The following is a 24,297-nucleotide window of genomic DNA, read 5'->3' on the forward strand; positions in this document are numbered from 1 at the left end:
TTGGACATAAAATGGATTTAGTTAATATAAAAAGACAACAATTTCTGACACTTCCAATGTATGAAACATTAAAGGAGGAAACTCTAGACACTATTGAAACTTTTAAAGTTAATCCCACAGGTGTTGGTGACTCACTGGAAGAAAGATGGGTATATTCTTATGCTATAGTAGCAGAAAACTATTTAAATCTACTTTTATTGGAATATACAGCTGGTAATAGTTTACCTTTCATTAGAAGCCAACTTGAAATAGTTATTGACTATTATGAGCAATATGGAAATAAGTTAAGAAGTTATCATAAAAATATAAACCTACCAGTTTTTGAATTATTTACTGTTGATGGCTATTGTCCATGTATTTGGTTAATTAGTTTGTGTTATCTACTTCACCGAAAGGATTTACTACCTCGAGTTGCAGAATTAATTGACGGTGAAATGAGAGAAAATGTTGCTCAAGATTGGTTGATTGAAGAGTATTTATCTTTTTCAGATGAAAATAGATATGACTGTTCAACAGTTTTAGTTTAAAAGCCTTACTTATTATTATGTGAAGCATTTTCGAATCAAGATAATGAAATTTCTTTAGGTTTTGTTCGTAAGTTTTTAAAGAATTGGTACAAAGATTTATCAGGTGCACCTTGGCATGATACTCATAAATCTGAAGGCGGTTATTATGGATATTGGGCTTTTGAAGCAGCTTGCGCTGTTATTCTATTAGAAATAGAAAATGACAAAGAATTTCATGAATACCTCTATTATCCAAAAGACCTAATAGAGTTCTATCGTACATTTAAACCTAGTAGTGCTGAAATTGACCTCCTAACTAAATATCAAAAAGTATCAATTCAAGCAGGTAAAAAATGTCCTCAATCAGGTTATTGGTTTACCGTCGCGAAAGAAAACTCACGTCAATATTTTAAACAAGGAGATATTTTTCCTGATTTTGAAAGTGATTGGGGGGATGTGTATTGGCAGTTTGATGGTGAGTAATTAGTTTTTAAGATTAACTGCTATTTTATAGTGAATAGCAGTTAAAATAGTAAAATATGATGAGCAAGGGAATTTACTCAGCTATACCGACTGTTCAGGCAAAGAAACAAAATGGCAATATGATGAGCGTGGCAGAGTTATTTCTGTTGAAAATGCACTAAAGCAAAAAGTTGAATATTTCTATACTGAACTGACTACACAAAAACGTGAACCAATCATTAAAGGCTTATAGCTAAGTATAGAATATAAGCTACATCATCTTGAATGCAATATCCAAAGCGTCGGGAAGTGTTTTATTGCTATGGGCAACCATATGTCTGACTTTACTTTTTAGGACAGACCATGCTCTCTCAATAGGATTTAGATCAGGACTATATGCAGGTAGATAAACAATTCTTATCTGATATCGTGCTGCCAAGTCATCAATTACTCGACCTTTATGAATGGATGCATTATCTAGAATCAGCAAATAACTCTTAGTCTGATCATCCTTTTGCTTTAAATCCTGCAACAAATATTCCAACCAACAGACAAAAATATTCCGATCACACGAACCGTGAAAAACTAAAGGTTGAGTAAACTTGAATGGTGCATTTGATCTGACCGCACTGATCATACTGAGTCTCGTGCCATGCCCACCTGACTTAAATGCATGACAACGTTGACCTTTTGGAGACCAACCATATTCTGCGGTTTCATTGGTATTGATGCCTGATTCATCGATATAAAGAATGTGATCTTCACCATATTGCTGCTTCCACTGAGGCAAACACCATTCAAATACAGCACGGCTTAACTTGCAGGCTTGTTTGTAGAGAAAACTCTTTTTTTACGCGTCCAACCCATCTTATTTAGAGCTTTTAAAATGACATGATAGCCAACGCTATAACCGAATTTCTGTTCAAACAAATGAATAAGATCTTTAGCTTGGGTAAATGGCGTTGTTTTTACAAATGCTTCAAAAGCTTGCAGGTCCAGAATCTTTGAGGGACGTCCTACATTTGGAGACTTAGGTTGTTTGAGTTGACCAGTCTGCTGTTCGATCAGGATCCAATCATCGAGCGTGGTTCTGGCAATATTAAATATTTCGCACGTCTTAGATTTATGCTTTGACTCTTTATAAAACTGCATGGCTTTTTCGCGTAAATCGACAGAATATGTTTTTGGCATGGTCTTAAAGATTAAAGTTTTTTCTATTGTAGCTCATCTTAAACTTTTAGCTATACCTCTAAATGCGTTTGGTCAACTTGAAAAAATTAAACATGCTGACGGTACAGAAGAACATTTTATTCACGATGCGGAAGGACGTTTATTGGTTCATATTGATCCAAAAAAACAGCAGACCCATTATGAATATGACGATGCAGGTTTAATTCTATCACGCACCGATGCGCTCAATCATAAACTGCGTTATCAATGGGATCGACTACAGCGTTTAACCCAACTCACGAATGAAAATGGTGCAAATTATCAGTTTTTTTATGACCTTGGTGGCCGTCTAATCAAAGAGATTGATTTTGATGGCAAAGAAACAGTTTATCATTATGATGAAAGCACTGGCAGACTAGCGACGAGTATTGAAGTAGCGGCTAGTTATGGTCAAGATTTAAAAGATCGAGCTGCGCCAAAAGATCGAATTCAACAATTTATTTTTGACAGTATGGGGCGTTTAGAACAACGTACGGCTGGTTATGGGCACTATGGTTTAGAATTAGAAGAACAGCAAACAGAAGAGTTTGCTTATGACTATATGGGTAGGCTGATTCAAGCAAAAAATAAAGAATGTAATCTTCAGTGGTTTTATGATGCTGTGGGCAATGTGAGTCGTGAACATCATCATGATTTAACATTGAAAAAAACTGCGGTATGGAAACACAGTTATGATGAAATTTATGATCGCATTAAAACCATACGTCCTGATGGACAAGTACTGAATTGGTTAACCTACGGTTCAGGACATGTTCATGGTCTCGCTCTAAATGGTGAAGATTTAGTCAGTTTTGAACGAGATGATCTGCACCGTGAAATTGCTCGACATTATGCCAATGGTATCAGTCAAGAACAGCAATATGATTTAGCAGGTCGTTTAAATAGTCAAATTACACTCTCTGATCATGAAAATGGCTACCAAAAACAGACAGCAAAAAACAATGCCATTCAACAAACCCAACAATTGGTGAAACGTCTATATCATTATGATAAAACAGGTGAACTGATTGGAATCAAAGATACACGTCGTGGCAATATTTCCTATAAATATGACCCTCTAGGGCGTTTATTAGAAGCCAATAGTCAAATAGGTAAAGAGACTTTTAGTTTTGACCCTGCAAGTAACATTCTCGACCGTGATCAAGACCATCATGCTCAACATCATCTTAATAATAAACAAGATAAAAGCTATGGATATAACCGTTTAGTCAATAATGTCGTCAAAGAATATTTAGATCAGCAATACCAATATGATGCTTATGGGCAGTTGATCCGACAAAAATCAACTCAAGGTGATTTAAATCTAGAGTGGGATGTGTTTGGTCGTATGATCAAGAGTCAAAACAAAGTCTATACAGCTGAGTATCGTTATGATGCGTTGGGTAGACGAATTCAAAAAGTGAGTAAGCATCATCATACAGGTGAAGAGCAAAATACGCTTTATGGCTGGGATGGTGATACGCTGGCTTACGAATCGAGCGAACACGCTACCAAGCATTATATTTATGAAAAAGATAGTTTTGTCCCGATGCTACAATCGGTTTATCAAAGCCCGATAGAATTGCACCAAACACCTGATTGGTCAGATAAACCGTATAGTGTACATCGTGATCTATTATGGAAAACCACGAAGCAAAGCAAAGGCTTTGATAATGTATGGTTCTATCACTGTGACCACTTAGGTACGCCACAGGAAATGAGCGACCATACAGGTTTGATCATTTGGAAAGCTGAATATAAAGCGTGGGGTGAGCTTGTATCCGATAAAACATCCAAAGATAAATCTAACTTCTTTGAAAACTCAGAAATATTAACCAATAATATTCGTTTTCAAGGTCAGTATTTTGACCAAGAGACTGGTTTACATTACAACCGTTATCGTTATTACTCGCCTTATGTAGGCAGGTTTGTGAGTAAAGATCCTATTGGGTTGGATGGTGGTTTTAATATTTATAAATATGCGTCAAGTCCAATATCTTGGATTGATCCATATGGTTTGAAAAGCTTATATAGATCCATGAGTATAGAGGAATATAATTCTATAAAACGTACAGGAAAATGGACAACTAAACCAGGTGCTTTAGATGGAAAATGGTTAGCAGATTCCTATGGAACAGCAAAAATATGGGGTAATACAATGGGGCATGGAGGTTGTGAATTTATGATTGTACAAGTAAATATTCAAGATAAAATATCGGATCAATTGCATAAAGATAATATGTTGGATGGGATTGGTGCAGCTAGGTACGCTACTTTAGAGCAATTGAATAATCATTCGAAAATTACATGGGTAAAGAAAGAGAAAGCAATAGCGAGTCAATGTAAATTTAAATAAGGATAATATGCAGTGTATGATGTTGATTTAAAATGGGTTTTGCCAGACAAAGGTGGGAAGCTATTTCAACCACAGACAGGCGAGTATTTTTGTACTACAGTTTTAATTGATTTGAACAAAGGCAAATCAACATGGAGCATTAAATTAATTTTTAGTGAAGAACAACCTCTAAAAGCAAAACTACAATTTTTATTTGACACTTACCCAAAGAGTTTAATAGATGTAGGAGATACAATTAAATTATTTGAAGGCCCAAATGTAGTTGGGTATGCTTTGATAAAGAATATTGAGTAAATTAGGTAATAATTAAATTAATTATGTTGTCATCTAAGGATATTGAAAAATTTTGCTATGCATATAATATTGAATATAAGACTATGTCATTGGAAATGACTGATGAGTTTAACAGTTTTATGAGTTGTTTATGGCAAGGAACAACAGGAAAATTAAATTGGAAAGTTACAGGGACAAACTATGAAGAAATAATTTTTCCCAACGAGATTGATGATGATATAGTCAATAAGATAGTTGGTAAATTAAATTTTAAAATATTACATGAGGATCAAATATATTTATATTTTTCAGGATCAGAGGAATTAATAAAAATAAATACTAGAAGATTTTTTATTAATTTATTTAACTTTATGGATGAATTTAGTTATTTAGATTTTGTATATTTTTTTAGTTTAAGTGGTTTTCAAAAAGGTGGGAAAATAAATGCAATAGAGTTAAGAATTTTTGAATATATGTGTGGAAATATTTAATTTTTAATTGGTTTACACTAGGATATTTTGAATCTTTTTTATAACTGTATATTTATTAATTAGAAAAAGGTTCTAAGCCTTATAGAGTCTGTCTTTTTCTTCAAGTCTATGATTCTTTTTTGATTAAAAATGACTTATAAAGGAATTCTTTTGATTTGCAAATAACGAAATAGTAAAATTAAATTACAAATTCTAATTTTGCTATATTTTTAAAAAATTTAAAAAATCAAAAATAGACAAAAATTGAAAGCTATTCTGCGTAATTTACCACTTCAAAATAACTTTAAATTACCTTTAATAAAAAGATAGTTTTGTACCATTGATTCAAGCGATTTATAAAGAAAAAATTATGTTATATGACACACCAGTGTGTAAGGAAAGGTATGTCTTTAACAAAGATCCTTTGTGGAAAAAGACAATATCTACACAAGGCTTTGATGAGGTTTGCTTCTACCACTGTGACCATTTGGGTACACCACAAGAGTTGAGTAATCATACAGGTCAGATTGTATGGAAAGCACAATACAAGGCTTGGGGTGAGCTTGTATCCGATAAAACATCCAAAGATAAATCTAGTTTCTTCGAAAATTCAAAAATATTAACCAATAATATTCGTTTTCAAGGTGCATGAGCAAAGTTAGAGCGCTGCTCTAACTGAAGCGCAAGGATCAAGAGACTGGTTTACATTACAACCGTTATCGTTATTATTCGCCTTATGTAGGCAGATTTGTGAGTAAAGATCCTATTGGTTTGTTGGGAGGGAATAATGTTTATGAATATGCTCCGAATGCAATTGAATGGATTGACCCATTAGGATTAGATCGTATGCCAAGTGAGAAGCATATGCCTAAAAAGCAAGGCTATCAACGACAACATATTATTCCATATAGTCTTAAAGGGCATGAAGTTTTTGTTAAGTCTGGAATGAATATTAATGGTTCTTCAAATTTAATGTATATGCCAGTTTGTGAAGGAATTGATAAAAATCCTAATTTAGGGTTACATCGTAATTGGACGCAGGAGCATAAAATTTATAACAATATGGTAAAAGATAAACTAGATGATATTGCACTTCGATCACGTGGACAAAAATGGGATTATAGAAAATATCAAAAAGAAGTATTAGATTTACAGAAAGCGTTGAGGTTAGGCACACAGACAGGTGTTTATACTTGCGCTTTACCTTTAAATCGAAGTAAGAAAAAATAGGATCAATATGATTAAATATGATATATACCCGAAGTATGCAGATAAAGACTTTGCTTTTTTGTTTAAAGCAAAAGAGCGAATTAATGATTATTTTGTATTTGATATTAATGAAGATTTTTTAAAATACCCAATTTTAAATTTGGATTATGAGGACATATTTGAAAATGAATTAAATAATGTTCTAAATGATGATTGTTATTACAATGCAAGTGGATTAATACTTTTTTCAAAAAAAGTTGTTGATATATTAAAAAACTTAGATGGGAACATAACTTTTTATTCTTGTAAATTAAGAAATCAACCGATAGATATTTTTGCTTTATATAAAAGAAATGATGTTGAAAGTGATTATGTTATAAGAAATAGTGAAAAACCTACATCATATTATTTTAGTGAACTTTTCATCGATTTAATTGTAAAAAATAATTGGAATATCGATTATTATCAGGTGTGATTGGCTTTGTTGTAAAAATATTAGACCTCTTGCAAAAGTCAAAAAATGTGCAGCTAAAAACGGTGATTTTCAAAAACTTTTTCACATCCAAAACCCTTGAAAACAGCACTTACGCAAGAGGTCTATTTTATAACTATTTTATTTTAATGGTTTTATTGTTATTTATTCAATTGGTTTAAATAGTAAGTGCGACAGTATAAAAACCAGTCAATTTCACTTGGCTTATACCAGCCTAGTGTTTTTCTAAAGCAGCATACCATATGGACTTTAAAATTAATCCATAAATAGTTGAAATTAATATGTGTAAAATTACTGATATATATCTGATGGAGCCAGCTTAGTTAATAAAGGAAAAGCAACGTGCAAGAACTTGGGCTATTAAGGATCAAGAGGTTTCAATAAGTGGTTCTATAGAGCCAAATGCTTATAGGATTATAAATTGAGGAATATTATGAACTTTGAAGAGTTTGACCAGCTTATTGAAAGAATGTCTAGAGAGGGTGAGTATGCAAAAGTTGATATTATCTTAGATAATAAAATAAATGAAATTTTAATGTTAGATGAGGCTGAAATTTCAAAATATTTGTTTCTTTATGCCTCTTTAGCTGGTGATATGGAATCACTGGATAGATTTGATCGATTGTTCGAACAGGCTGTTGCTTTGGGTAAAGCTAATAAATCAGATCTAAAAATGTATGAAAATTTATCACCAGCTAATAGATGGTTATAATAAAAAAATTTAATTTTGATTGAAAATATTAAATGTTATGGCTGTGAGACCAGTATTTATACCAATGCAAGATGGTAAAAAGTTAGTTGAGGTTAAATATATAGATTTTGAATGGCATGCTGGACTGCACTATTCTCAGAAACAAAAATCTATTCGTTCACTACATACTGCTTTTTTAAAAGAGAGCCCTTGTGCTCAAATTTTAGAGGTTTCTAGTAAGTCGGAAAATACACTAGGCATTGATCTTAGTGCTTTTAATTTAATTTACGATTCCCAAAATAACAAAGATATAAGTGTTGAAGCCACTTTTCAATCATCTAAAGTCTTTTCCGAAGGAGGACCGTATAAGGACATATTAGAAAAAAACTCCAAAGATGCTAAAAAGGATGAGAGGCTTAGAAATTCAGGAGCATTAATTTCATTCGAATGTAATAATGTAAGCTGGGAGCTGGAGCCTAAAACTGCATTTTATGATTGGATTTATTTGAATGCTTTAGATAAAAATAGCCACCTTAAAAAACAAGTTTTAGCATATGATGCGTTTACAGATATTGAATTTAATCCTAAAAAATCTATAAATTGCCAAGCTTATTCATTAGCATTGTATGTCTCATTAGTAAAAAGGAATCTCTTTACCAAGGAAATTATTTCTGAGAAAGATAGTTTTTTATCTTTGATAGAAGGTTTTGAAATTTGAAATAATTGATTAATAATATTGAATTAAATATTGCATATACAAAAATAAAAGTTTTGTACCATTGATTCAAGCGATTTATAAAGAAAAAATTACGTTACATGGCACACCAGTGTGGAAGGAAAAGTATGTCTTCAATAAAGACCCTTTGTGGAAAAAGACAATATCTACACAAGGCTTTGATGAGGTCTGTTTCTACCACTGTGACCATTTGGGTACACCGCAAGAGTTAAGTGATCATACAGGGCAAATTGTATGGAAAGCGCAATATAAAGCTTGGGGCGAGCTTGTATCTGAGAAAACATCCAAAGATAAAACTAATTTCTTTGAAAATTCAGAGATACTCACAAACAACATTCGTTTCCAAGGTCAATACTTTGATGAAGAAACAGGGTTGCATTACAACCGCCATCGTTATTATGCTCCGAATGTTGGACGTTTCATAAGTAAAGACCCTATTGGGCTTCTAGGTGGTCATAATGTTTATGCTTACGCACCGAATCCTGTGGAGTGGGTTGATCCGAGAGGGTTAAAGGTTAAAAAGCATTGTGAATTTGATAGACAAAATAATCCATGCACTAAACAAAATCCATCTAAATATGCAAGAGGCTGGCAAGGAAAAGGTAATTATAAAGGAAAAGATTCTTATAAGAATGTAGTAGTTCAAAAGGGTACGGTTTTATATGCTTTATGGCCAAATGGTAGAGATAAAGATCCTAAAAAGAATTTTAGTAATTATTTAGTTGACTCAAAAGAGCTTAAAACTCTACAAAGAAAAGGTGGTGCACAAGTATTTAATGATGCCTTACAAATTAGACATGAAGGAAATACTGATGGTGCATACCCAATGAGAACACAAGTTATTAAATTCGTAGTAAGAAAAGATACGTGCATGGCAATAGGTCAAGCACAAAAAAATGGAAGATATGGATCTGGTGGGGGGACACAATACGTAATTGATGAGAAGGATTACGGTAACATAATTAATACAGGGCAAATTAAGGATATATAAAATGAATGAAATTACTATTGATAAAAAATTGTTAGTAAATTTGAATAACATTAACTTTGATAATGAAGATAGCTTTAAAATTTCCTTAATGAAAGTTATAAATAATGATTTTAGAAAAAGGGAATACAATGGTTATGTAACATATAGTTTTGATTGCATTTTTTGCCAAAAGAAATACATATTTAGTCAGACTTTTTTTAAAGGTAAAAAAAATGGTAAACCACTTCTGAATTGGCGAGATGGAAATTTAACAACACAAAAAATGGATATGAAAAATGATTTTTTAGAGGATGTTAATTTATTAAAAAATTCTATTGAAAATTATGGTGCTATATTTATTAAAGCAGAAAATAATTGTCGATTAATATACAAGATGAATGGACTAAGCATGACGATAGTACCAGCAATACAAGACATGTCTTTAGCTATAGAGTTGAATGTATAGTTTCTTAGTCGAAATAAAAAAATAGCTTTTTTTACGAGGGGTATGGAGCTCCAAAATCCATAGTATAACAAGCATATGCAGATAATCACCATCAGGAGTTTAAAATTTTAAAATGAGAAAAAATTAAATAAAAAGAATATTCTGTAGTAAATAAAAAGCCTACTGATAAGCTTACAAATTTGAAATGATTGAGCTTGTTAAAATGAAAAAACTAGATATTGATTTTAGAAATGGTAATGTTTGTTTTGAAGGGTCCAATATTTATTTTCAAAGTGGTATAGAAGAAAGTACTTTTTTGAATATGGGAATAGATTGAGATTTTAAAAATGTAATCTATATGGGCATTAGTAAATATTTTATTGATTTATTTTATTTTAATTTAAAATTTAGATAGTCATTTAATTTTGAAAGGCAAAAACTTTTTAGTATAACTGGTGTTATTATAGTTGGAGAAAGTGATGATGATTTTCATTTATATGACAGTAATTATAATTCAGAATAAATTTTAAAATTATTTGAAAAATTATCGTCTCACTTGGTATTACAAAAAAATATAGAAAATTTTGTTTCACTTTATTATATTTGGGGGGTATTGAAATAAGAAAAAATCCGCAAAGTGGTGATTCTAGCTTTCGTTTATTATATAAATAATTTATTTTAAGTAGTTTTAATTTTAGGGTTTTAAATAAATATCTATAATGATATTGAAAAATTACTACTAAAATTGGGTGGTTCGAGTTGTTATTAAGTTATGAATAATTTCGAATTTTTATTATACATGTGAAAAATAGATATTATAATGAAGCAGATTTAATGAAAAATTGTAATAATAAATAAATGTCAGGAGGATCGTTAAAATTCATGATCAGCATATATTTATGTAACTACTAATCGTCAAGTTGCACAATATTTTGCAACTGATTAATGGTAAAAATGGTATAGTATATGAGTTAAAAGTAGAATGTGGGCGTGCCAAGTAGAATAAATATAATAAAAAAGATTTATTAATCAATTGTAAATGGGTTACGGAAGATGAAGGGTTAATTCCAAGCTATATTCGATCAAATGAAATAGTAGGAAAGAAAAAAGTATGATTAAGGTGATATAGCTAAAAAACAAATTTAGGCTACATATTTTTAAAGGCAATATCGAGTGCACTCAAAACCGATATATTTTGCTGTGATATGATTTGTCTTACTTTATTCTTAAGTACAGACCATGCTTTTTCAATAGGATTGAAATCTAGACTATATGCAGGTAAATAAAATATTCGGGAGTGATGCTAAAAAACTAAAGCATTAATTTCTTTACCTTTGTGAATTGAAGCATTATCCAAAATGAATAAATATTTTCGAACTTGACCATGTGTTGATTCTAAACTCTCTGGTAAATATTTAACCAATGCGTAAAAACACTACGATCACACGAACCTTGGAAAACTAAAGGATCAACAAACTTAAAAGGTGTATTTGATTTTACTGCACTAATCATACTGAACCGAGTTCCGTGTCCACCTACTTTTAGAGCAGGACAACGTTGTCTTTTTGAGACCAACCATATTCAGCTGTGGTGGTCATAATGTTTATGCTTATGCCCAGAACCTAGGGGGGAGGTTAGATCCACGAGGGCTAAATAAGTTACAGGGTAAATTAAGCAGTAAAAATACGGGTGGAGATAAGAAAAAACAGCCTTGTGTAAATAGTCTAGCTGTACAAGAAGCGAGATTATATCAAACACCAAAATAAGGTGAGACATCACCATATATAAATCAAGACGCTTGGAAGGTGTTTGGATACCAAAACATACACAATTTTTTGCGTTACATAAACATGGACCTTCAGATAATCCATTGGAAAATAATACTCCAAACTTCTTTGCCAAGAAATCGCAAATGAATAAGTATCCATCTGCTGTGAGCTATAACGATGCTGTGCAAGTTGCTCATAGTGGTAACTACAAAGGTGAAAAACGACCGATGAGAACAGAAATGCATAAATTTGTATCCAAAAAAGGTTTTTGTGTTGCAAGATCTAAGGCATTAGCAAATTCACATATTTCTTCTGGTGGAGCAGAACAGTTTTATGTGAGAGATGTAGATAAAAACAAATTAAAACCAACAGGTAAATTATTTAATCTTGACTAAGGATATTGTTATGAATGTATTAAGAATTGATTATACCCTAGGTAAAGTTGAATTTAGAATCAATGATAAAAACATTGTGATTAATAATTATGGAAACGAAAATAATAATGATTTAATATCATTCGGTTTTGAAAATTTTATAGATCCTTTGGGACAGTCTTGTTATACCCTTAATTTTGATTTTCAAGGTTATATTTTTTATGCAAAATTAATTTATAAAGATGGCTTTTTGAAAATTATAAATTTTGCTATGGTAGGGAGTAATATTGGTGAATATAATGAATGGGATTATGAAGGTAATTATAAAGCTATAAAAAAAATTTTTGATCAAACATCATTTTATAGAAAGAGTGAAGATGATTATAAGTCATACACTGATTATTTTTATGATTGGGGGGCTATAGCAGCTTACTATAGTAGAATAGGTTTGGATGTTAACTTTTCAATTAGGTTTTTAGAAAATTAAAAGAGAAAATTACTAGGGGGTCGTAAAAGATAATATGTTGCAGTGAGAAAAATATTAGAAAATTTTTAAGATTTTGCTCATCATATTGCTTGAATTAACTGTAAATATGCAAATTAAGGCGATTACACAATTTAAACATTAAAGCCAAAATGTGTTTATTGAATGCTTAAAGAAAAAGCTTGTTTGACTTGGAATAAAAATCTCTATTAAGATCTATTAAATAGTGGTCATATACCGCATTGGGTGAGTTAGTATTAGTAAAGTAGGGTTTTGAGCGAGCGTAATATATCATCTGACTAATATGTTCGCAGTAGTAAAGCTAGACAAGCCAGGTAAAATTTCTTCGAAGACTTCGAGATACTCACCAATAACATTCGTTTCCAAGGTGCATGAGTAAAGTTAGAGTACTGCTCTAACTGCAGCGCAAGGATCAAGAAACAGGATTGCATTATAACCGCCATCGTTATTATGCTCCGAATATTGGTCGTTTTATTTCTAAAGACCCTATTGGGCTTCTAGGGGGGCATAATGTTTATGCTTATGCACCGAACCCAGTGGAGTGGGTTGATCCAAGAGGATTAAGTAAGACTAAAGGGAAATCTGGGAATAAAAATACTGAAAGTGCTAAGAAAAAACAGCCTTGTCCAAATCCTTGTAAAAACAGTACAGCGGCCTTGGACGCTAAGGGATATCAAACACCACTGCCTGGAAGTAAATCTCCATATACTAACCAAGATACATGGAAAAATATTTGGATAAAACCTGGAACGGAATTTTATGCATTGCATCCACACGGACGATCTCAAAATCCATTAGAAAATGCTACTCCAAATTTCTTTGTGCGTAAATCTCAAATGAATCGATATCCAAGTGCGACTGCATATAATGATGCAGTACAAGTAGCTCATAAAGGTAATTTGGCAAGTTCAGAATATGATATGCGTACTGAAATGCATAAGTTCACAGTCACTAAAGGTTTTTGTGCAGCAATTGCTGTTGCTAAAGCAAATAGCCATATATCAAGTGGTGGGGCTATACAATATTATGTTAGAGATTCTGATACTAAAAATTTGCGACAGTCTGGATCTTTAACAAAATTAAATTAAATGGTGTAATCAAATGAGTGTAAATGTAATAATTGATTTGGATTCTGGGTATATTAACATTGGAAATTTTTTACTTAAAAGTGGTTTAATAGAGAGTGAGTTTTTAAGAAATGAAAAAGGGTTGAATTCAACCCATTTTATTGATTTTCAAGGTGATTCTAGTTATAAATTTCCTTTATTCTTAGGTGAATTAAAATTTAGTACAATAGTGTCATTTAAAAAAGGTGAGATTGATGTTGTAAGTTTTCAATTGATTGATATTAATGGTGAAGTTTTCAATCCTTGGGATTTTGAGGGTAATTATAATAAGTTGTTAAGTATTTTTAATTCAGAAAATTATGTTGAAAAAAAGAAAAATGATTTTAGACATTACACGCAATTTATTTTTAGATGGGGAGAGATTGGAGTTTATTATGAGGTGAAGTCATTGGATTGTAATTTTTATATTCGTTGGAAAAGCTAACCTTAGAATAAAAATAATGAGATTTTTCTATATTATAATCTTCATTTTTCTTTTAAATTAATTAAATTACTGTTGATAAAATGCTACTAAATCTGATTAAAATTAACTTTGATAATAGAGATAGTAATTCACAATTTTTTTCAAAAATCAATGAGTCTGAGTTAAAATCAAATTATGATGATTCTAATTGGAACAAAAAATAAATGCCGATGGTATAGTTTGTTATTTTGTTGATGCTATATATGAAGACAATATTTTCAATATTATCTTTAAGATTGAAGGAGAGATATTAATGTGGTTCCGTTAATTAGACCACTCAATTCAGTTTTATAAGTGATAAATCCGCTCTAAATATTTAAATTATGCTGCCATTACTTTTAGTAAATGTTCATCATAAAATTCATCCGGTGTTGCCTTATTCAAACTTGAATGAGGACGTATCATGTTATAAAAATCCAAATATTCAGCAAGTGATTGTTTCGCTTGTTTAACCGTATCGTAAGCCTTCAAATAGACTTCCTCATGCTTCACGCTGCGCCATAAACGCTCAATCATCACATTATCCATCCATCGTCCTTTCCCATCCATACTGATACGGATATTTCGCAATTTTAACTCATTCAAAAATGCCTCGCTTGTGAATTGACTGCCTTGGTCTGTATTAAACACCTCTGGACAACCATATTTCACAATTGCTTCTTGCAACGCATCTATGCAAAAGTCTGTTTCCATACTGATCGATACTCGATGAGCCAGTACTTTACGACTATGCCAATCTATAATTGCACACAGATAGACAAAGCCTTTAGCCATAGGAATGTACGTGATATCTGTACACCAGACTTGATTAGAGTGATCGATGACCATGTTTTTCAACAGATATGGGAAAATACGGTGTGCAAGATTAGGCTTACTGGTATTGGGTTTTGGATACAAGGCATGTATTCCCATCAAGCGCATTAAACGTCGGACTTTACGCCGACCTATTTGATGTCCTTGACGCTGTAGCATATCTCGTATCATTCGACTGCCCATAAATGGGTAGTCGAGATGAATTTCATCGATTAGACGCATCCAACTCAAATCAGTTGATGAAATCTCTTTGGGCTTGTAATACAACGTACTGCGATTGATTTGAATCAATTGCGATTGTTGTCGTACCGAAAGTTGATGGGTCTTATCGATCATTTTTTGCCGCTCAGCTGCCCTATTTTTCTGAGCGCACCTTCTAAAAAATCAATTTGCAATGCCTGATGTCCTATCTTGGCATGTAGAGCTTTGAGGTCAATCTCTGGTTCTTGTTGTGCTGTTGGTCGTGAAAAAATATTGACTGATTGCTCAAGCAGTTGATTTTTCCAATCGATGATTTGGTTTTGATGTAAATCGAATTGAGTAGAAAGTTCAGCGAGTGTGTGGTCGCCTTTAATTGCTGCGAGAGCAACTTTAACTTTAAACTCTGCTGAATGATTACGACGTTTTCTTCGTGTCATGGTTGACTCCAAAAACAAGCATTTCCCATGCTTATTGGGGAGTAGATTATCACTTATAGGCGTGGTCTAAAATCCTAGAACCACATCAATATTGAATTCTATAAAATTTCAATTGTTTGATCGGAAAAACAAAGATTTTGATCCATATGATTACGAGAAAAATTTAAGATATTTATATCAAATCGTTCAAGGTACTGATTATTTGAAATTTACTTAGGGTGAATTTGGGAGAGGAAGAAGTTATGTATATATATGGCGAACTATAGTTATATATTACGAAATTAAATCTCTGAATTGTAGTTTTACAGTAAGATTTAAACAATAAAGAATTAAGCTGGTATGTAACAATAAATTTATGATGAATCTTACCTTAGATATAAACAGCGGATCTTTATTGATTAATGATACGCCTTTTGATTATCACAATGAAAAAGCGTATTTAACAAGTATTAAACAATTTGGATTTGATTTTTATCAAAAACAAATGGTTGTTAATGACTATCATAAATATGGTGGATTTGATGTCATTTTTTTCGGAAATATATTTTCTGTAGAATTTATTTATAAAGATGGTGAGTTATATTCAAACTCTTTTATTTATAATGGACTGAGTGAAAAAGCGGGTTTTGGTGCTACAGAATTTTATCAAAAAAAGGATAGATTGAAACTTAGGAAAGATTTTAAGAAAGTACTAGGGAAATCTCCTGAGAAAAAATTAAAAAACAGAGATTTATATATTTATGATTGGGGGGAAGTAAAAGTTTCATTGTCAAATCGTGATTATTATGTTTTTTTAAATTTTGATTATTATTGATTTTTTTTATTTATATAAATTTCCTTTTTTTAGAATTTTGTGGAATAAATAGAATAAGGTTGGGGATGAACTTTTTTAAGAGAATTCTAACAGCCAATCTCAATTCTTTGAAAACTCTGAAATTTTGACCAACAACATTCGTTTCCAAGGTCAATATTTTGATGAAGAAACAGGGTTACATTACAATCGCCATCGTTATTATGCTCCGAATATTGGTCGATTTATTTCTAAAGATCCCATTGGGCTTTTAGGTGGACATAACGTATATGCCTATGCACCGAATCCTGTGGAGTGGGTTGATCCACGTGGATTGAATAAGTCACAAGGTAAATCAGGTAGTAAAAATACGGGTGGAGATAAGAAAAAACAGCCATGTCCTAAGGATGTTTGTGCAGGTAGAAATCCTGCTGTATCTGGTCGATCTTGGCAAGGCCGACCAGATGATGATATGTATGTAGGCAAAGATAGTTATAAAAATGTTGTATTGAAAAAAGGCACTGTAATTTATACTTTATATCCCCACGATAATCCAAAAAAATCATTAGAAAATAGCCGAACCCCTAACTATTTTGTAGATGGAAAGCAGTTAAAGGCTTTAAAGACCCAAGGAGCAAGAGTGTACAATGATGCTTTACAGGTTGGACATACTGGTAATAGTACTAGTAAAAGGGCTAATCCAATGAGAACCCAAGTTCATAAATTTATTGTGCAGGAAGATATATGTGTAGCTGAAGGTAAAGCCTTGAATAATAAACAATTTGGAGTAGGGGGAGGGACGCAATATTACATTATGAATCAGGACCATAGTAAGTTAAAAGCAACACATTATATTTCTAAAATATAACGAGGATTAAAGTGTTAGTATTAAATTTAGATCAGACTACTGGGGTATTATATTTAGATGATGTAATTTTTAAATATAATGCTGAGGCAGATTACTTGAAGGTCAGAGATCTTTTAGTAAATAAGTTAAAAGATAAATTATTGTATATAAATGGTTTTCATAAATATGGAGCATTTGATGTTATTTTTTGTGGAAATGAATTTTCTGTTGAATTAGTTTATAAAGATGGATTTTTATTTTCAAATTCATTTATATATAATGGATTAAGCGCAAAAAAAGGATTTGGCGCAACAGAGTTAGATCAAAATGAAGATAGAAAAAAATTACGAAAAGATTTTAAAAAATATTTTAGTAAAATTCCTGATAAAAAATTAAAAAACAGAGACTTATATATTTATGACTGGGGGGAAGTAAGAGTTTCATTGTCACATCGTGATTATTATGTTTTTTTAAATTTTGATTATTATTGATTTCTTTATTTATATAAATTTTCCACTTTTTAGAATTTTGTGAAATAAATAGAATAAGGTTGGAGATGGATTTTTTTAAGAAAATTCTAATATCCAATCTCAATTCTTTGAAAACTCTGAAATTATCTCAAATAATATTCGTTTTCAAGGTCAATACTTTGATGAAGAAACGGGTTTATAGCTAAATAAAAAACATAAGCTACATCATTTTAAAGACGATATCTAAAGCTTCCTGAAAGGTTTTATTATTCTGAGCAACCATATGTCTGACTTTACTTTTTAGGACAGACCATGCTCTCTCAATAGGATTTAGATCAGGACTATATGCCGGTAGATAAACAATTCTTATCTGATATCGTGCTGCCAAATCATCAATTACTCGACCTTTATGAATGGATGCATTATCTAGAATCAGCAAATAACTCTTAGTCTGATCATCCTTTTGCTTTAAATCCTGCAACAAATATTCCAACCAACAGACAAAAATATTCCGATCACACGAACCGTGAAAAACTAAAGGTTGAGTAAACTTGAATGGTGCATTTGATCTGACCGCACTGATCATACTGAGTCTCGTGCCATGCCCACCTGACTTAAATGCATGACAACGTTGACCTTTTGGAGACCAACCATATTCTGCGGTTTCATTGGTATTGATGCCTGATTCATCGATATAAAGAATGTGATCTTCACCATATTGCTGCTTCCACTGAGGCAAACACCATTCAAATACAGCACGGCTTAACTTGCAGGCTTGTTTGTAGAGAAAACTCTTTTTTTACGCGTCCAACCCATCTTATTTAGAGCTTTTAAAATGACATGATAGCCAACGCTATAACCGAATTTCTGTTCAAACAAAGGAATAAGATCTTTAGCTTGGGTAAATGGCGTTGTTTTTACAAATGCTTCAAAAGCTTGCAGGTCCAGAATCTTTGAGGGACGTCCTACATTTGGAGACTTAGGTTGTTTGAGTTGACCAGTCTGCTGTTCGATCAGGATCCAATCATCGAGCGTGGTTCTGGCAATATTAAATATTTCGCACGTCTTAGATTTATGCTTTGACTGTTTATAAAACTGCATGGCTTTTTCGCGTAAATCGACAGAATATGTTTTTGGCATGGTCTTAAAGATTAAAGTTTTTTCTATTGTAGCTCATCTTCTTAATTTAGCTATACATTACAACCGTCATCGTTATTATGCTCCGAATATTGGTCGTTTTATTTCTAAAGACCCTATTGGGCTTCTAGGTGGTCATAATGTTTATGCTTATGCACCAAATCCTGTGGAGTGGATTGATCCTTTGGGACTGAGTGGTTTTGACCCATTTAAAGATGGCGAAATAACGCCATTTCCTGACAATATCCATTTTGGACAGAAACGGATAGCTCCTCAATTTTCTAATATAGGCTCTCAGGCCTCAGATGCAATAAGGGGAAGAGATATAGCCGATGTTGCTAAAGATCTAAAAAATGGGAAGATAAGCCCTAATGAATTTGTTATTTCATATACTGTTGATCCTAAAACAGGAAAACCTATTACATTAAATAATAGGGGGTTAGCAGCACTTAGTGAGGCAAATGTTAAACCTGATAATGCTATTTTAGTGCCGTATGATAAAGCCCCTAGGCATTTGTTAAAAGATGGTGCTTCAAAAGATATTAATGTCACAACAAATAAAGATGGTTCAGCTAAACTAAGAAGTGTTTCATGTCCATTTTAAGGAAAATATTATGCATAAGTTAAACTTTGTAAGTTTTGAAAAAATATATTTAATAGGGAGCGTATTTGAGTTGAATTTACGCCAAAATGAGGAAGTTTTGAGTATTATTATGGATGGAGAGGAAAATGGATATGACGATCTAATTTTTTTCCATATTCATTTTAATACTGTTGCTTCATGCTATTACGAAATTAACGAAATGTGGCCTGAAGAAGTTGAAAGCAAATATGATATGAGTATTTTTGAGGAAACTAATTGGCAGGCTGGAGTTTATAAAGTTGAGAATTCAGATAAAGAACATATACAAAGATTTGATCCTCAAGATAAATTGAATCTAAGTAAATTTTTAGTTATTTCTCAAAATTGTTTTTGTGAGGTAATTGCTAATTCTAATATAGAAATTAAAAAACAGAAAAATCAGTAGTATCTTTGAAATTTAGTATCTTTTTTAAATTGTATGAAATTATTTTTATGTCGATATAAGGCTAGAATTTAAAAATAGGTGAAATTGAATGAGAAGTGTTGATGTAATAGAACAAGCATTACATTATTTAGGCTTGAAAATGGATTATAGTAATTATGAAGCATTAAATTTTTTAAGCAACTATCAAACTGTAAATTATATTAATAATTTTTTAGACTACATGAGTAAAAAATTGGATAAGGTTTTCGATAAAAGTCAAATTTTAGATATATTTAATGAGCTAAATGAAGCTAATTGGAAAGAAATTGATGATTATGGCTATAAAGAAGATCAATATTATATTTTTTTAAGATTTAAAGTCTTTTTGCTAACAATTGATTATGAAACAGATTTAAAAGAAGATAAAGAGTGGCTTAATTTTTTTGAAAATAAGTTTATTGAATACTTAGAAAAGAAATAATCAATGCATAAGCTTAGTAAACTTTATACTAGGCTTTTTTCTAATTAATAAAATATTGAAGAGTACTGCTTTAAACAGTGTTAGCAAAACATTAAGAACCAGGGCTTCATTATAACCGCTATCGTTATTATTCACCGTATGTAGGCCGTTTCATCACTAAAGATCCTGAGCAAGTACAAAGTGTACTTTGTACGCAGTGCAAGGGCTTTGTTGCACAAAGGTTTGAAAGGTAGAGCTACCCTAAGTGAACCAAATTTAAGTGGCAACTTGGGTATGAGGACGCCCTAATTCTGTAAATCTGTTGAGTACTGCTATACGTGCATGAATCTCGTTCACCTGACTCGGGAAACGCCTAGCCATTAATTTATCACCTAATAACTTGATGCAATGCATCTTGGTTTCCACCAAACTTCGACGATGATAACCCGACCACTTTTTCCAAAGAGATCTTCCTAGCCGTTTGACTGTTTTCAATAACTCATTGCGCTCTATAGACCTTGCTTGTTGATCTTTCCAGGGCTTTGCATTCCTCCTTGGTGGAATGACCGCATGTGCATCTCGATCTATAATGACTTGTCGGCAGTGCTTTGTGTCATAAGCACCATCTGTATAGACTGAATCAATTTTCTCATCCAATGGGATTTGAGCAAGTAAATCATCTAACACTTGTGAGTCGCTGACATTATTTGTAGTGAGCTGTACAGCACGTATTTGCAAGGTTTCGGCATCTATAGCAATATGAAGCTTACGCCATTGGCGACGATATTCAGGCCCATGTTTCTTACATTTCCATTCGCCTTCACCTAGAAACTTCAAACCAGTAGAATCCACGAGTAGATGGAGACCATCGCTACTTTTTTGATAGCTAATCGCAATATCAATATACTTTTGCCTTCTGCATATAGTTGAATAATCCGGTGCTGTCCAATCTAATCCACAGAGTTTGATGAGGCTCTGAACAAAACCTGTGACCATACGTAAAGAGATTCGGAATAGAGATTTGATCATTAAGCAGCACTGAATAGCTGTATCAGAATAGGTTTGATTTCTTCCGTGTTTACCCTGTTGTTGAGCATACCATTGAGTAGAGGGGTAATCCTCCCATAAATAACCGAAGTTAAAAGTAGAGGTTAAGCAGCCATTAGAGGTGGCTTTCCTTTGTTTGCTTGATGTGGTCTTTCATGGTTGTAATGCCACAGCCAACTCGTTGCATAATCTTGTACTTCATCCAAAGTATCAAATAAATGTTTACTCAGCCAGCTATAACGTATGGTCCGATTATAACGTTCAATATATGCATTCTGTTGTGGCTTACCCGGTTGAATATATTCAATACGAATGCCGTGCTCAGTAGCCCAACGTACAAATTCATGACTGATAAACTCCGGGCCATTGTCACACCGAATAACTAACGGTTTTTCTCGCCATTCCAATAGCTGATTCAACGTACGAATAACCCTGATTGTGGGCAATGAGAATCCTGCTTCAATGGCTAGGCCTTCGCGGCGGTAATCATCAATTACATTCAATAGCCGATACTTTCGACCATCGGAAAGCTGATCATGCATAAAATCTAATGACCAAACTTGATTTTCTCGGATTGGTTCCTTTAGTGGTTCTGGTGCATGTCTTTTTAGTCTTCTTCTTGGCTTAATACGCAGATTCAGTGCCAACTCACAGTAAATGCGATAAACCCGCTTGTGATTCCAGCAGTGATTCTCAACATGTCGTAAATATGAGAAGCACAGACCAAATCCCCAATCTGTATTTTCTTCAGTGAGTTCAATGAGCTGTTCAGCAATTAATGCATTGTCATCGCTGAGTTTGGCTTGATAGCGGTAGCAGGTTTCACTAATGCCAAATGCTTTACAAGCCAAACGAATACTAATGGCATGCTGGGCAACTACCTGATGTGCCATCTTACGCCGGCAAGATGGCTTCACCACTTTTTTACCATCGCTTCCTGGATGATCTCTGCCTTTAATCGTTCTTCCGCATACATCTTTTTAAGTCTGGTATTTTCTGCTTCCAGCTCTTTCAGTCGAGCCATCAATGAGGTATCCATACCGCCATATTTGGCACGCCATTTATAAAACGTGGCATTACTCATGCCGTGTTCACGACAAAGGGCGGCTACAGGTGTGCCAGATTCCGCCTGCTTCAAGATGGACATGATCTGACTGTCAGTAAATTTCGATGTTTTCATGCAGAATCTCCTGCTTGTATCTTAAGAGAAAATTCTACTTTTAGATCCTTTTATTTTTAGGGGGGATTACCTCTCCAGAGTTTGAAACAGTTGAGCGGATTTTCACAGACTATTTTTACGGACTCGATATTGACCATCCTGGTATGGAGTTTTCTCATGAAAATATGTTTATTGCAGAAGATCGTGATGGATTAGGTGGTGGTATTCGTACGCCTACTTGGTGCTTTTTACTTTCTCCTTATTGGTTAGAAAAATTAGGTTTAAGTGAAGAGCAAATTCGAGAAAGATTAAATGATCCGCGTATTGAAATAACTAAAATACAAGATTTAGAAAATCCTAATCAATACAGTCTATGGATACGTTTGGGTGAGTTGTCACTTTATCCAGTTGAAGAAGGTATCCCTGATTTATTGGTGATGGCAAATGAACTGATTAAGCCGATACGATGTGACAACTTAAAACTCACCACTTTAGATACTTGGTCAGATGATCCAAATCCACGTTTTGATGCAGTTAGCTCAAAGCAATGGATGGCTCGTTTTGATGAAGACAGCACTTGGCCTGAACTGAAACGAGTTGAAATCGAATCTCAAATTGAAGAAAGAATAGATATTGTAGCTGCTGGTGAATCATGTCCACATGCGGGATATTGGTATACATTTGCCAAAGAAAACTCACGTCAATACTTTAAACAAGGGCAAATTTTCCCTGATTTTGAAAGTGATTGGGGTGATGTGTATTGGCAGTTTGATGGGGAAGAATAAATTGAATTTAATCTTCTTACAAACAATTCGCCGGTTTAGGCACACCCGCCAAACGACTTAAATGGCGAGCCACTAAGCCTGTATTAAATTTTTCTTGAAGCAAAGCATTGTTAATTTCAGGACTCACCACTTTCATTAAAAATTTAATGAGAGGACGTGTCGCAGGAGAATGCCCAAATTGCGCATAAAACTGACGTACCGCTTCCAAAACTTCGAAATGCCATTCAGTCAATTCTAAATCCAGGGATTGAGCCAAAGTCTGCGCAACATCATGATTCCAAATGGTGTAATCCACCAAATGACCATCCTGATCTAATTCCAATACAACATTTTGACTCATAACAAAATCCAGAAACGTGAAACCAAGAATAGAAATTCAATCCGACTATTTTAAACTGATACAGCGCTGAAAAGAGAGCACTAAATCTGAAAATTCAGCGTAGTTGATGATTTTAATATCAGTATGAGGTTGTGAAGCAAATAACTCCGCATCATTTTCCAACATATAAAGCTGGGTTGTGTTCTTTAGCTGCACTGAGTCTGCTGCTAAAACGGCATCTCCCATCAGTACAATACTGTCTTGTTGTGTAGAGATTTGATTGAGTTTGCTCAATGCTGATTGTGTATTAGCAAAATGAGATTGAACCAAATAAAGTGTTTTCTCAGACATTATATTTTCCAACATTTATTTTAAAGCTTACCAATACAGAACGTGATCGAAAGACTGAATCAATTCAGCATTCAACTCAATAAATTCGATCTCTTGTTCAGATTGAATAACAAAAGGATGCTGCTGTTGAGTGGATTCAACAAGAATTGGAGTGAGATCATAAAATTCAAAACTGTCGACCATATTCGATGCAATCTTAAAAGCATGTTTGATTTGATCGAAAGCGAGTTCTGATTTCAATAGACTGAGTGCTGCATCTTGGAGTAAAACTTTAACTTCACAACCAAAAGTTGCCAAAACCATCGTTGCCGATAAACTCTCATGCACCTGCAGAGAATTTAAATTGGCTTGAGTTAATATAACGAGTACAGATTTCAAACAATTTACCTTTCAAAAGCAACAGTCAAATAAAAATA

At 33.0% G+C, this 24,297-nt stretch carries 24 protein-coding genes and 11 pseudogenes; 24 read left to right on the plus strand and 11 right to left on the minus strand.

What is annotated here, in order from left to right; translation table 11 throughout:
• Window positions 1-11 precede the first annotated feature (11 nt).
• The 3 genes and pseudogenes from G8D99_RS15680 to G8D99_RS15885 form a co-directional block, all read left to right on the plus strand.
• Window positions 12-527, plus strand: a complete 516-nt coding sequence (locus G8D99_RS15680) for a PoNe immunity protein domain-containing protein (RefSeq protein WP_227554373.1) — start codon at window positions 12-14, stop codon at window positions 525-527.
• A 15-nt stretch (window positions 528-542) separates the two neighbouring features.
• Window positions 543-989: pseudogene (locus G8D99_RS15685) on the plus strand (PoNe immunity protein domain-containing protein); the annotation flags it as partial.
• A gap of 43 nt (window positions 990-1,032) precedes the next feature.
• Window positions 1,033-1,218: pseudogene (locus tag G8D99_RS15885) on the plus strand (RHS repeat domain-containing protein); the annotation flags it as partial.
• 21 nt (window positions 1,219-1,239) lie between these two features.
• On the opposite strand, the gene G8D99_RS07425 reads toward G8D99_RS15885, so the two are convergent.
• The gene (locus G8D99_RS07425) at window positions 1,240-1,758 is read right to left on the minus strand and encodes an IS630 family transposase (protein ID WP_166323680.1); all 519 of its coding nucleotides are present in this window, start codon (window positions 1,756-1,758) and stop codon (window positions 1,240-1,242) included.
• Window positions 1,759-1,781: 23 nt separating this feature from the next.
• A complete protein-coding gene (locus G8D99_RS07430; protein ID WP_166323678.1) occupies window positions 1,782-2,159 on the minus strand; it encodes an IS630 transposase-related protein in 378 nt (125 codons plus the stop codon).
• A gap of 52 nt (window positions 2,160-2,211) precedes the next feature.
• Here G8D99_RS07430 and G8D99_RS07435 point away from each other — a divergent pair.
• The 9 genes and pseudogenes from G8D99_RS07435 to G8D99_RS07475 all read left to right on the plus strand — a co-directional run.
• A pseudogene (locus tag G8D99_RS07435) lies at window positions 2,212-4,200 on the plus strand (RHS repeat-associated core domain-containing protein); the annotation flags it as partial.
• 345 nt (window positions 4,201-4,545) lie between these two features.
• On the plus strand, window positions 4,546-4,827 hold the full coding sequence (locus G8D99_RS07440) for a hypothetical protein (protein WP_166324002.1): 282 nt from the start codon (window positions 4,546-4,548) through the stop codon (window positions 4,825-4,827).
• 95 nt (window positions 4,828-4,922) lie between these two features.
• Window positions 4,923-5,297: a hypothetical protein gene (locus tag G8D99_RS07445; protein WP_227554374.1), complete on the plus strand. Its 375-nt coding sequence runs from the start codon at window positions 4,923-4,925 to the stop codon at window positions 5,295-5,297.
• A 301-nt stretch (window positions 5,298-5,598) separates the two neighbouring features.
• A pseudogene (locus G8D99_RS15890) lies at window positions 5,599-6,506 on the plus strand (RHS repeat-associated core domain-containing protein); the annotation flags it as partial.
• A 7-nt stretch (window positions 6,507-6,513) separates the two neighbouring features.
• Window positions 6,514-6,960 (plus strand): hypothetical protein, encoded by a 447-nt coding sequence (locus tag G8D99_RS07455; RefSeq protein ID WP_166324006.1) that lies wholly within the window; start codon window positions 6,514-6,516, stop codon window positions 6,958-6,960.
• 451 nt (window positions 6,961-7,411) lie between these two features.
• Window positions 7,412-7,690 (plus strand): hypothetical protein, encoded by a 279-nt coding sequence (locus G8D99_RS07460; RefSeq protein WP_166324008.1) that lies wholly within the window; start codon window positions 7,412-7,414, stop codon window positions 7,688-7,690.
• 37 nt (window positions 7,691-7,727) lie between these two features.
• The gene (locus tag G8D99_RS07465; RefSeq protein ID WP_166324010.1) at window positions 7,728-8,387 is read left to right on the plus strand and encodes a DarT1-associated NADAR antitoxin family protein; all 660 of its coding nucleotides are present in this window, start codon (window positions 7,728-7,730) and stop codon (window positions 8,385-8,387) included.
• Window positions 8,388-8,412: 25 nt separating this feature from the next.
• Window positions 8,413-9,396, plus strand: a pseudogene (locus tag G8D99_RS07470) (RHS repeat domain-containing protein); the annotation flags it as partial.
• 1 nt (window position 9,397) lies between these two features.
• Window positions 9,398-9,841, plus strand: a complete 444-nt coding sequence (locus G8D99_RS07475) for a hypothetical protein (RefSeq protein WP_166011590.1) — start codon at window positions 9,398-9,400, stop codon at window positions 9,839-9,841.
• 1,126 nt (window positions 9,842-10,967) lie between these two features.
• Here the strand turns inward: G8D99_RS07475 and G8D99_RS15895 are convergent.
• Window positions 10,968-11,111 (minus strand): transposase, encoded by a 144-nt coding sequence (locus G8D99_RS15895; protein ID WP_166011676.1) that lies wholly within the window; start codon window positions 11,109-11,111, stop codon window positions 10,968-10,970.
• Window positions 11,112-11,618: 507 nt separating this feature from the next.
• On the opposite strand from G8D99_RS15895, the gene G8D99_RS07485 reads away from it, so the two are divergent.
• The 4 genes and pseudogenes from G8D99_RS07485 (at window position 11,619) to G8D99_RS07500 (ending at window position 14,019) form a co-directional block, all read left to right on the plus strand.
• Window positions 11,619-11,984, plus strand: coding sequence for a hypothetical protein (locus G8D99_RS07485; RefSeq protein ID WP_166011588.1), 366 nt, complete (start codon window positions 11,619-11,621; stop codon window positions 11,982-11,984).
• Window positions 11,985-11,994: 10 nt separating this feature from the next.
• Complete coding sequence (locus G8D99_RS07490; RefSeq protein WP_166324012.1) at window positions 11,995-12,450, plus strand: hypothetical protein; 456 nt, start codon at window positions 11,995-11,997, stop codon at window positions 12,448-12,450.
• A gap of 336 nt (window positions 12,451-12,786) precedes the next feature.
• Window positions 12,787-13,037: pseudogene (locus G8D99_RS15900) on the plus strand (RHS repeat-associated core domain-containing protein); the annotation flags it as partial.
• A gap of 532 nt (window positions 13,038-13,569) precedes the next feature.
• Window positions 13,570-14,019, plus strand: coding sequence for a hypothetical protein (locus G8D99_RS07500; protein WP_166324014.1), 450 nt, complete (start codon window positions 13,570-13,572; stop codon window positions 14,017-14,019).
• A 360-nt stretch (window positions 14,020-14,379) separates the two neighbouring features.
• Here the strand turns inward: G8D99_RS07500 and G8D99_RS07505 are convergent.
• Window positions 14,380-15,509, minus strand: a protein-coding gene (locus tag G8D99_RS07505; RefSeq protein WP_166322579.1) for an IS3-like element ISAcsp5 family transposase whose coding sequence is annotated in 2 segments (ribosomal slippage) — window positions 14,380-15,257 and window positions 15,257-15,509 — 1,131 coding nt in all. Because the reading frame shifts where the segments join, the coding sequence is not laid out codon by codon here.
• Between the two features lie 355 nt (window positions 15,510-15,864).
• Between G8D99_RS07505 and G8D99_RS07510 the strand changes: the two genes are divergently transcribed.
• From G8D99_RS07510 to G8D99_RS07520, 3 genes and pseudogenes are all read left to right on the plus strand, one after another.
• Complete coding sequence (locus G8D99_RS07510) at window positions 15,865-16,323, plus strand: hypothetical protein (RefSeq protein ID WP_166324016.1); 459 nt, start codon at window positions 15,865-15,867, stop codon at window positions 16,321-16,323.
• Window positions 16,324-16,414: 91 nt separating this feature from the next.
• Window positions 16,415-17,167: pseudogene (locus tag G8D99_RS15690) on the plus strand (RHS repeat-associated core domain-containing protein); the annotation flags it as partial.
• A gap of 11 nt (window positions 17,168-17,178) precedes the next feature.
• Complete coding sequence (locus G8D99_RS07520; RefSeq protein WP_166324018.1) at window positions 17,179-17,637, plus strand: hypothetical protein; 459 nt, start codon at window positions 17,179-17,181, stop codon at window positions 17,635-17,637.
• Window positions 17,638-17,836: 199 nt separating this feature from the next.
• Here G8D99_RS07520 and G8D99_RS07525 read toward each other — a convergent pair whose 3' ends face one another.
• On the minus strand, window positions 17,837-18,355 hold the full coding sequence (locus G8D99_RS07525; protein WP_166323708.1) for an IS630 family transposase: 519 nt from the start codon (window positions 18,353-18,355) through the stop codon (window positions 17,837-17,839).
• Window positions 18,356-18,378: 23 nt separating this feature from the next.
• Complete coding sequence (locus G8D99_RS07530; RefSeq protein WP_166324020.1) at window positions 18,379-18,756, minus strand: IS630 transposase-related protein; 378 nt, start codon at window positions 18,754-18,756, stop codon at window positions 18,379-18,381.
• 52 nt (window positions 18,757-18,808) lie between these two features.
• On the opposite strand from G8D99_RS07530, the pseudogene G8D99_RS07535 reads away from it, so the two are divergent.
• The 4 genes and pseudogenes from G8D99_RS07535 to G8D99_RS15905 all read left to right on the plus strand — a co-directional run.
• Window positions 18,809-19,357, plus strand: a pseudogene (locus G8D99_RS07535) (RHS repeat-associated core domain-containing protein); the annotation flags it as partial.
• Window positions 19,358-19,367: 10 nt separating this feature from the next.
• The gene (locus tag G8D99_RS07540; protein ID WP_166324024.1) at window positions 19,368-19,781 is read left to right on the plus strand and encodes a hypothetical protein; all 414 of its coding nucleotides are present in this window, start codon (window positions 19,368-19,370) and stop codon (window positions 19,779-19,781) included.
• Window positions 19,782-19,869: 88 nt separating this feature from the next.
• Window positions 19,870-20,241, plus strand: coding sequence for a hypothetical protein (locus tag G8D99_RS07545; RefSeq protein ID WP_227554376.1), 372 nt, complete (start codon window positions 19,870-19,872; stop codon window positions 20,239-20,241).
• A 95-nt stretch (window positions 20,242-20,336) separates the two neighbouring features.
• Window positions 20,337-20,408 (plus strand): annotated as a pseudogene (locus G8D99_RS15905) (RHS repeat-associated core domain-containing protein); the annotation flags it as partial.
• 88 nt (window positions 20,409-20,496) lie between these two features.
• On the opposite strand, the pseudogene G8D99_RS07555 reads toward G8D99_RS15905, so the two are convergent.
• Window positions 20,497-21,348 (minus strand): annotated as a pseudogene (locus G8D99_RS07555) (IS5 family transposase); the annotation flags it as partial.
• Window positions 21,349-21,371: 23 nt separating this feature from the next.
• A protein-coding gene (locus G8D99_RS07560) for an IS3 family transposase (protein ID WP_104505755.1) occupies window positions 21,372-22,447 on the minus strand; the annotation gives its coding sequence in 2 pieces (ribosomal slippage) (window positions 21,372-22,195 and window positions 22,195-22,447; 1,077 coding nt in all).
• A gap of 71 nt (window positions 22,448-22,518) precedes the next feature.
• Between G8D99_RS07560 and G8D99_RS07565 the strand changes: the two are divergent.
• Window positions 22,519-23,211, plus strand: a pseudogene (locus tag G8D99_RS07565) (type VI immunity family protein); the annotation flags it as partial.
• A gap of 16 nt (window positions 23,212-23,227) precedes the next feature.
• Here the strand turns inward: G8D99_RS07565 and G8D99_RS07570 are convergent.
• From G8D99_RS07570 to G8D99_RS07580, 3 genes are read right to left on the minus strand one after another with little or no spacing between them, the layout of a single operon-like run.
• Window positions 23,228-23,551 carry a TusE/DsrC/DsvC family sulfur relay protein gene (locus G8D99_RS07570; protein WP_166324026.1) on the minus strand — a complete coding sequence of 108 codons (324 nt, stop codon included), beginning with the start codon at window positions 23,549-23,551 and terminating at the stop codon, window positions 23,228-23,230.
• Window positions 23,552-23,596: 45 nt separating this feature from the next.
• Window positions 23,597-23,881 (minus strand): DsrH/TusB family sulfur metabolism protein, encoded by a 285-nt coding sequence (locus G8D99_RS07575; protein WP_166324028.1) that lies wholly within the window; start codon window positions 23,879-23,881, stop codon window positions 23,597-23,599.
• A 27-nt stretch (window positions 23,882-23,908) separates the two neighbouring features.
• Window positions 23,909-24,259 carry a hypothetical protein gene (locus G8D99_RS07580; protein WP_166324030.1) on the minus strand — a complete coding sequence of 117 codons (351 nt, stop codon included), beginning with the start codon at window positions 24,257-24,259 and terminating at the stop codon, window positions 23,909-23,911.
• Window positions 24,260-24,297 lie beyond the last annotated feature (38 nt).

It is taken from the genome of Acinetobacter lanii (genome assembly GCF_011578285.1).
Taxonomy (GTDB): domain Bacteria; phylum Pseudomonadota; class Gammaproteobacteria; order Pseudomonadales; family Moraxellaceae; genus Acinetobacter; species Acinetobacter lanii.

Excerpts from the sequence above, each read along its gene's own strand:
- G8D99_RS15680 (WP_227554373.1), top strand. The coding sequence starts at position 12 with ATGGATTTAGTTAATATAAAAAGACAACAATTTCTGACACTTCCAATG.
- G8D99_RS07430 (WP_166323678.1), bottom strand. The coding sequence starts at position 2,159 with ATGCCAAAAACATATTCTGTCGATTTACGCGAAAAAGCCATGCAGTTT.
- G8D99_RS07445 (WP_227554374.1), top strand. The coding sequence starts at position 4,923 with ATGACTGATGAGTTTAACAGTTTTATGAGTTGTTTATGGCAAGGAACA.
- G8D99_RS07455 (WP_166324006.1), top strand. The coding sequence starts at position 6,514 with ATGATTAAATATGATATATACCCGAAGTATGCAGATAAAGACTTTGCT.
- G8D99_RS07460 (WP_166324008.1), top strand. The coding sequence starts at position 7,412 with ATGAACTTTGAAGAGTTTGACCAGCTTATTGAAAGAATGTCTAGAGAG.
- G8D99_RS07465 (WP_166324010.1), top strand. The coding sequence starts at position 7,728 with ATGGCTGTGAGACCAGTATTTATACCAATGCAAGATGGTAAAAAGTTA.
- G8D99_RS07475 (WP_166011590.1), top strand. The coding sequence starts at position 9,398 with ATGAATGAAATTACTATTGATAAAAAATTGTTAGTAAATTTGAATAAC.
- G8D99_RS07490 (WP_166324012.1), top strand. The coding sequence starts at position 11,995 with ATGAATGTATTAAGAATTGATTATACCCTAGGTAAAGTTGAATTTAGA.
- G8D99_RS07500 (WP_166324014.1), top strand. The coding sequence starts at position 13,570 with ATGAGTGTAAATGTAATAATTGATTTGGATTCTGGGTATATTAACATT.
- G8D99_RS07510 (WP_166324016.1), top strand. The coding sequence starts at position 15,865 with ATGATGAATCTTACCTTAGATATAAACAGCGGATCTTTATTGATTAAT.
- G8D99_RS07530 (WP_166324020.1), bottom strand. The coding sequence starts at position 18,756 with ATGCCAAAAACATATTCTGTCGATTTACGCGAAAAAGCCATGCAGTTT.
- G8D99_RS07540 (WP_166324024.1), top strand. The coding sequence starts at position 19,368 with ATGCATAAGTTAAACTTTGTAAGTTTTGAAAAAATATATTTAATAGGG.
- G8D99_RS07545 (WP_227554376.1), top strand. The coding sequence starts at position 19,870 with ATGAGAAGTGTTGATGTAATAGAACAAGCATTACATTATTTAGGCTTG.
- G8D99_RS07570 (WP_166324026.1), bottom strand. The coding sequence starts at position 23,551 with ATGAGTCAAAATGTTGTATTGGAATTAGATCAGGATGGTCATTTGGTG.
- G8D99_RS07575 (WP_166324028.1), bottom strand. The coding sequence starts at position 23,881 with ATGTCTGAGAAAACACTTTATTTGGTTCAATCTCATTTTGCTAATACA.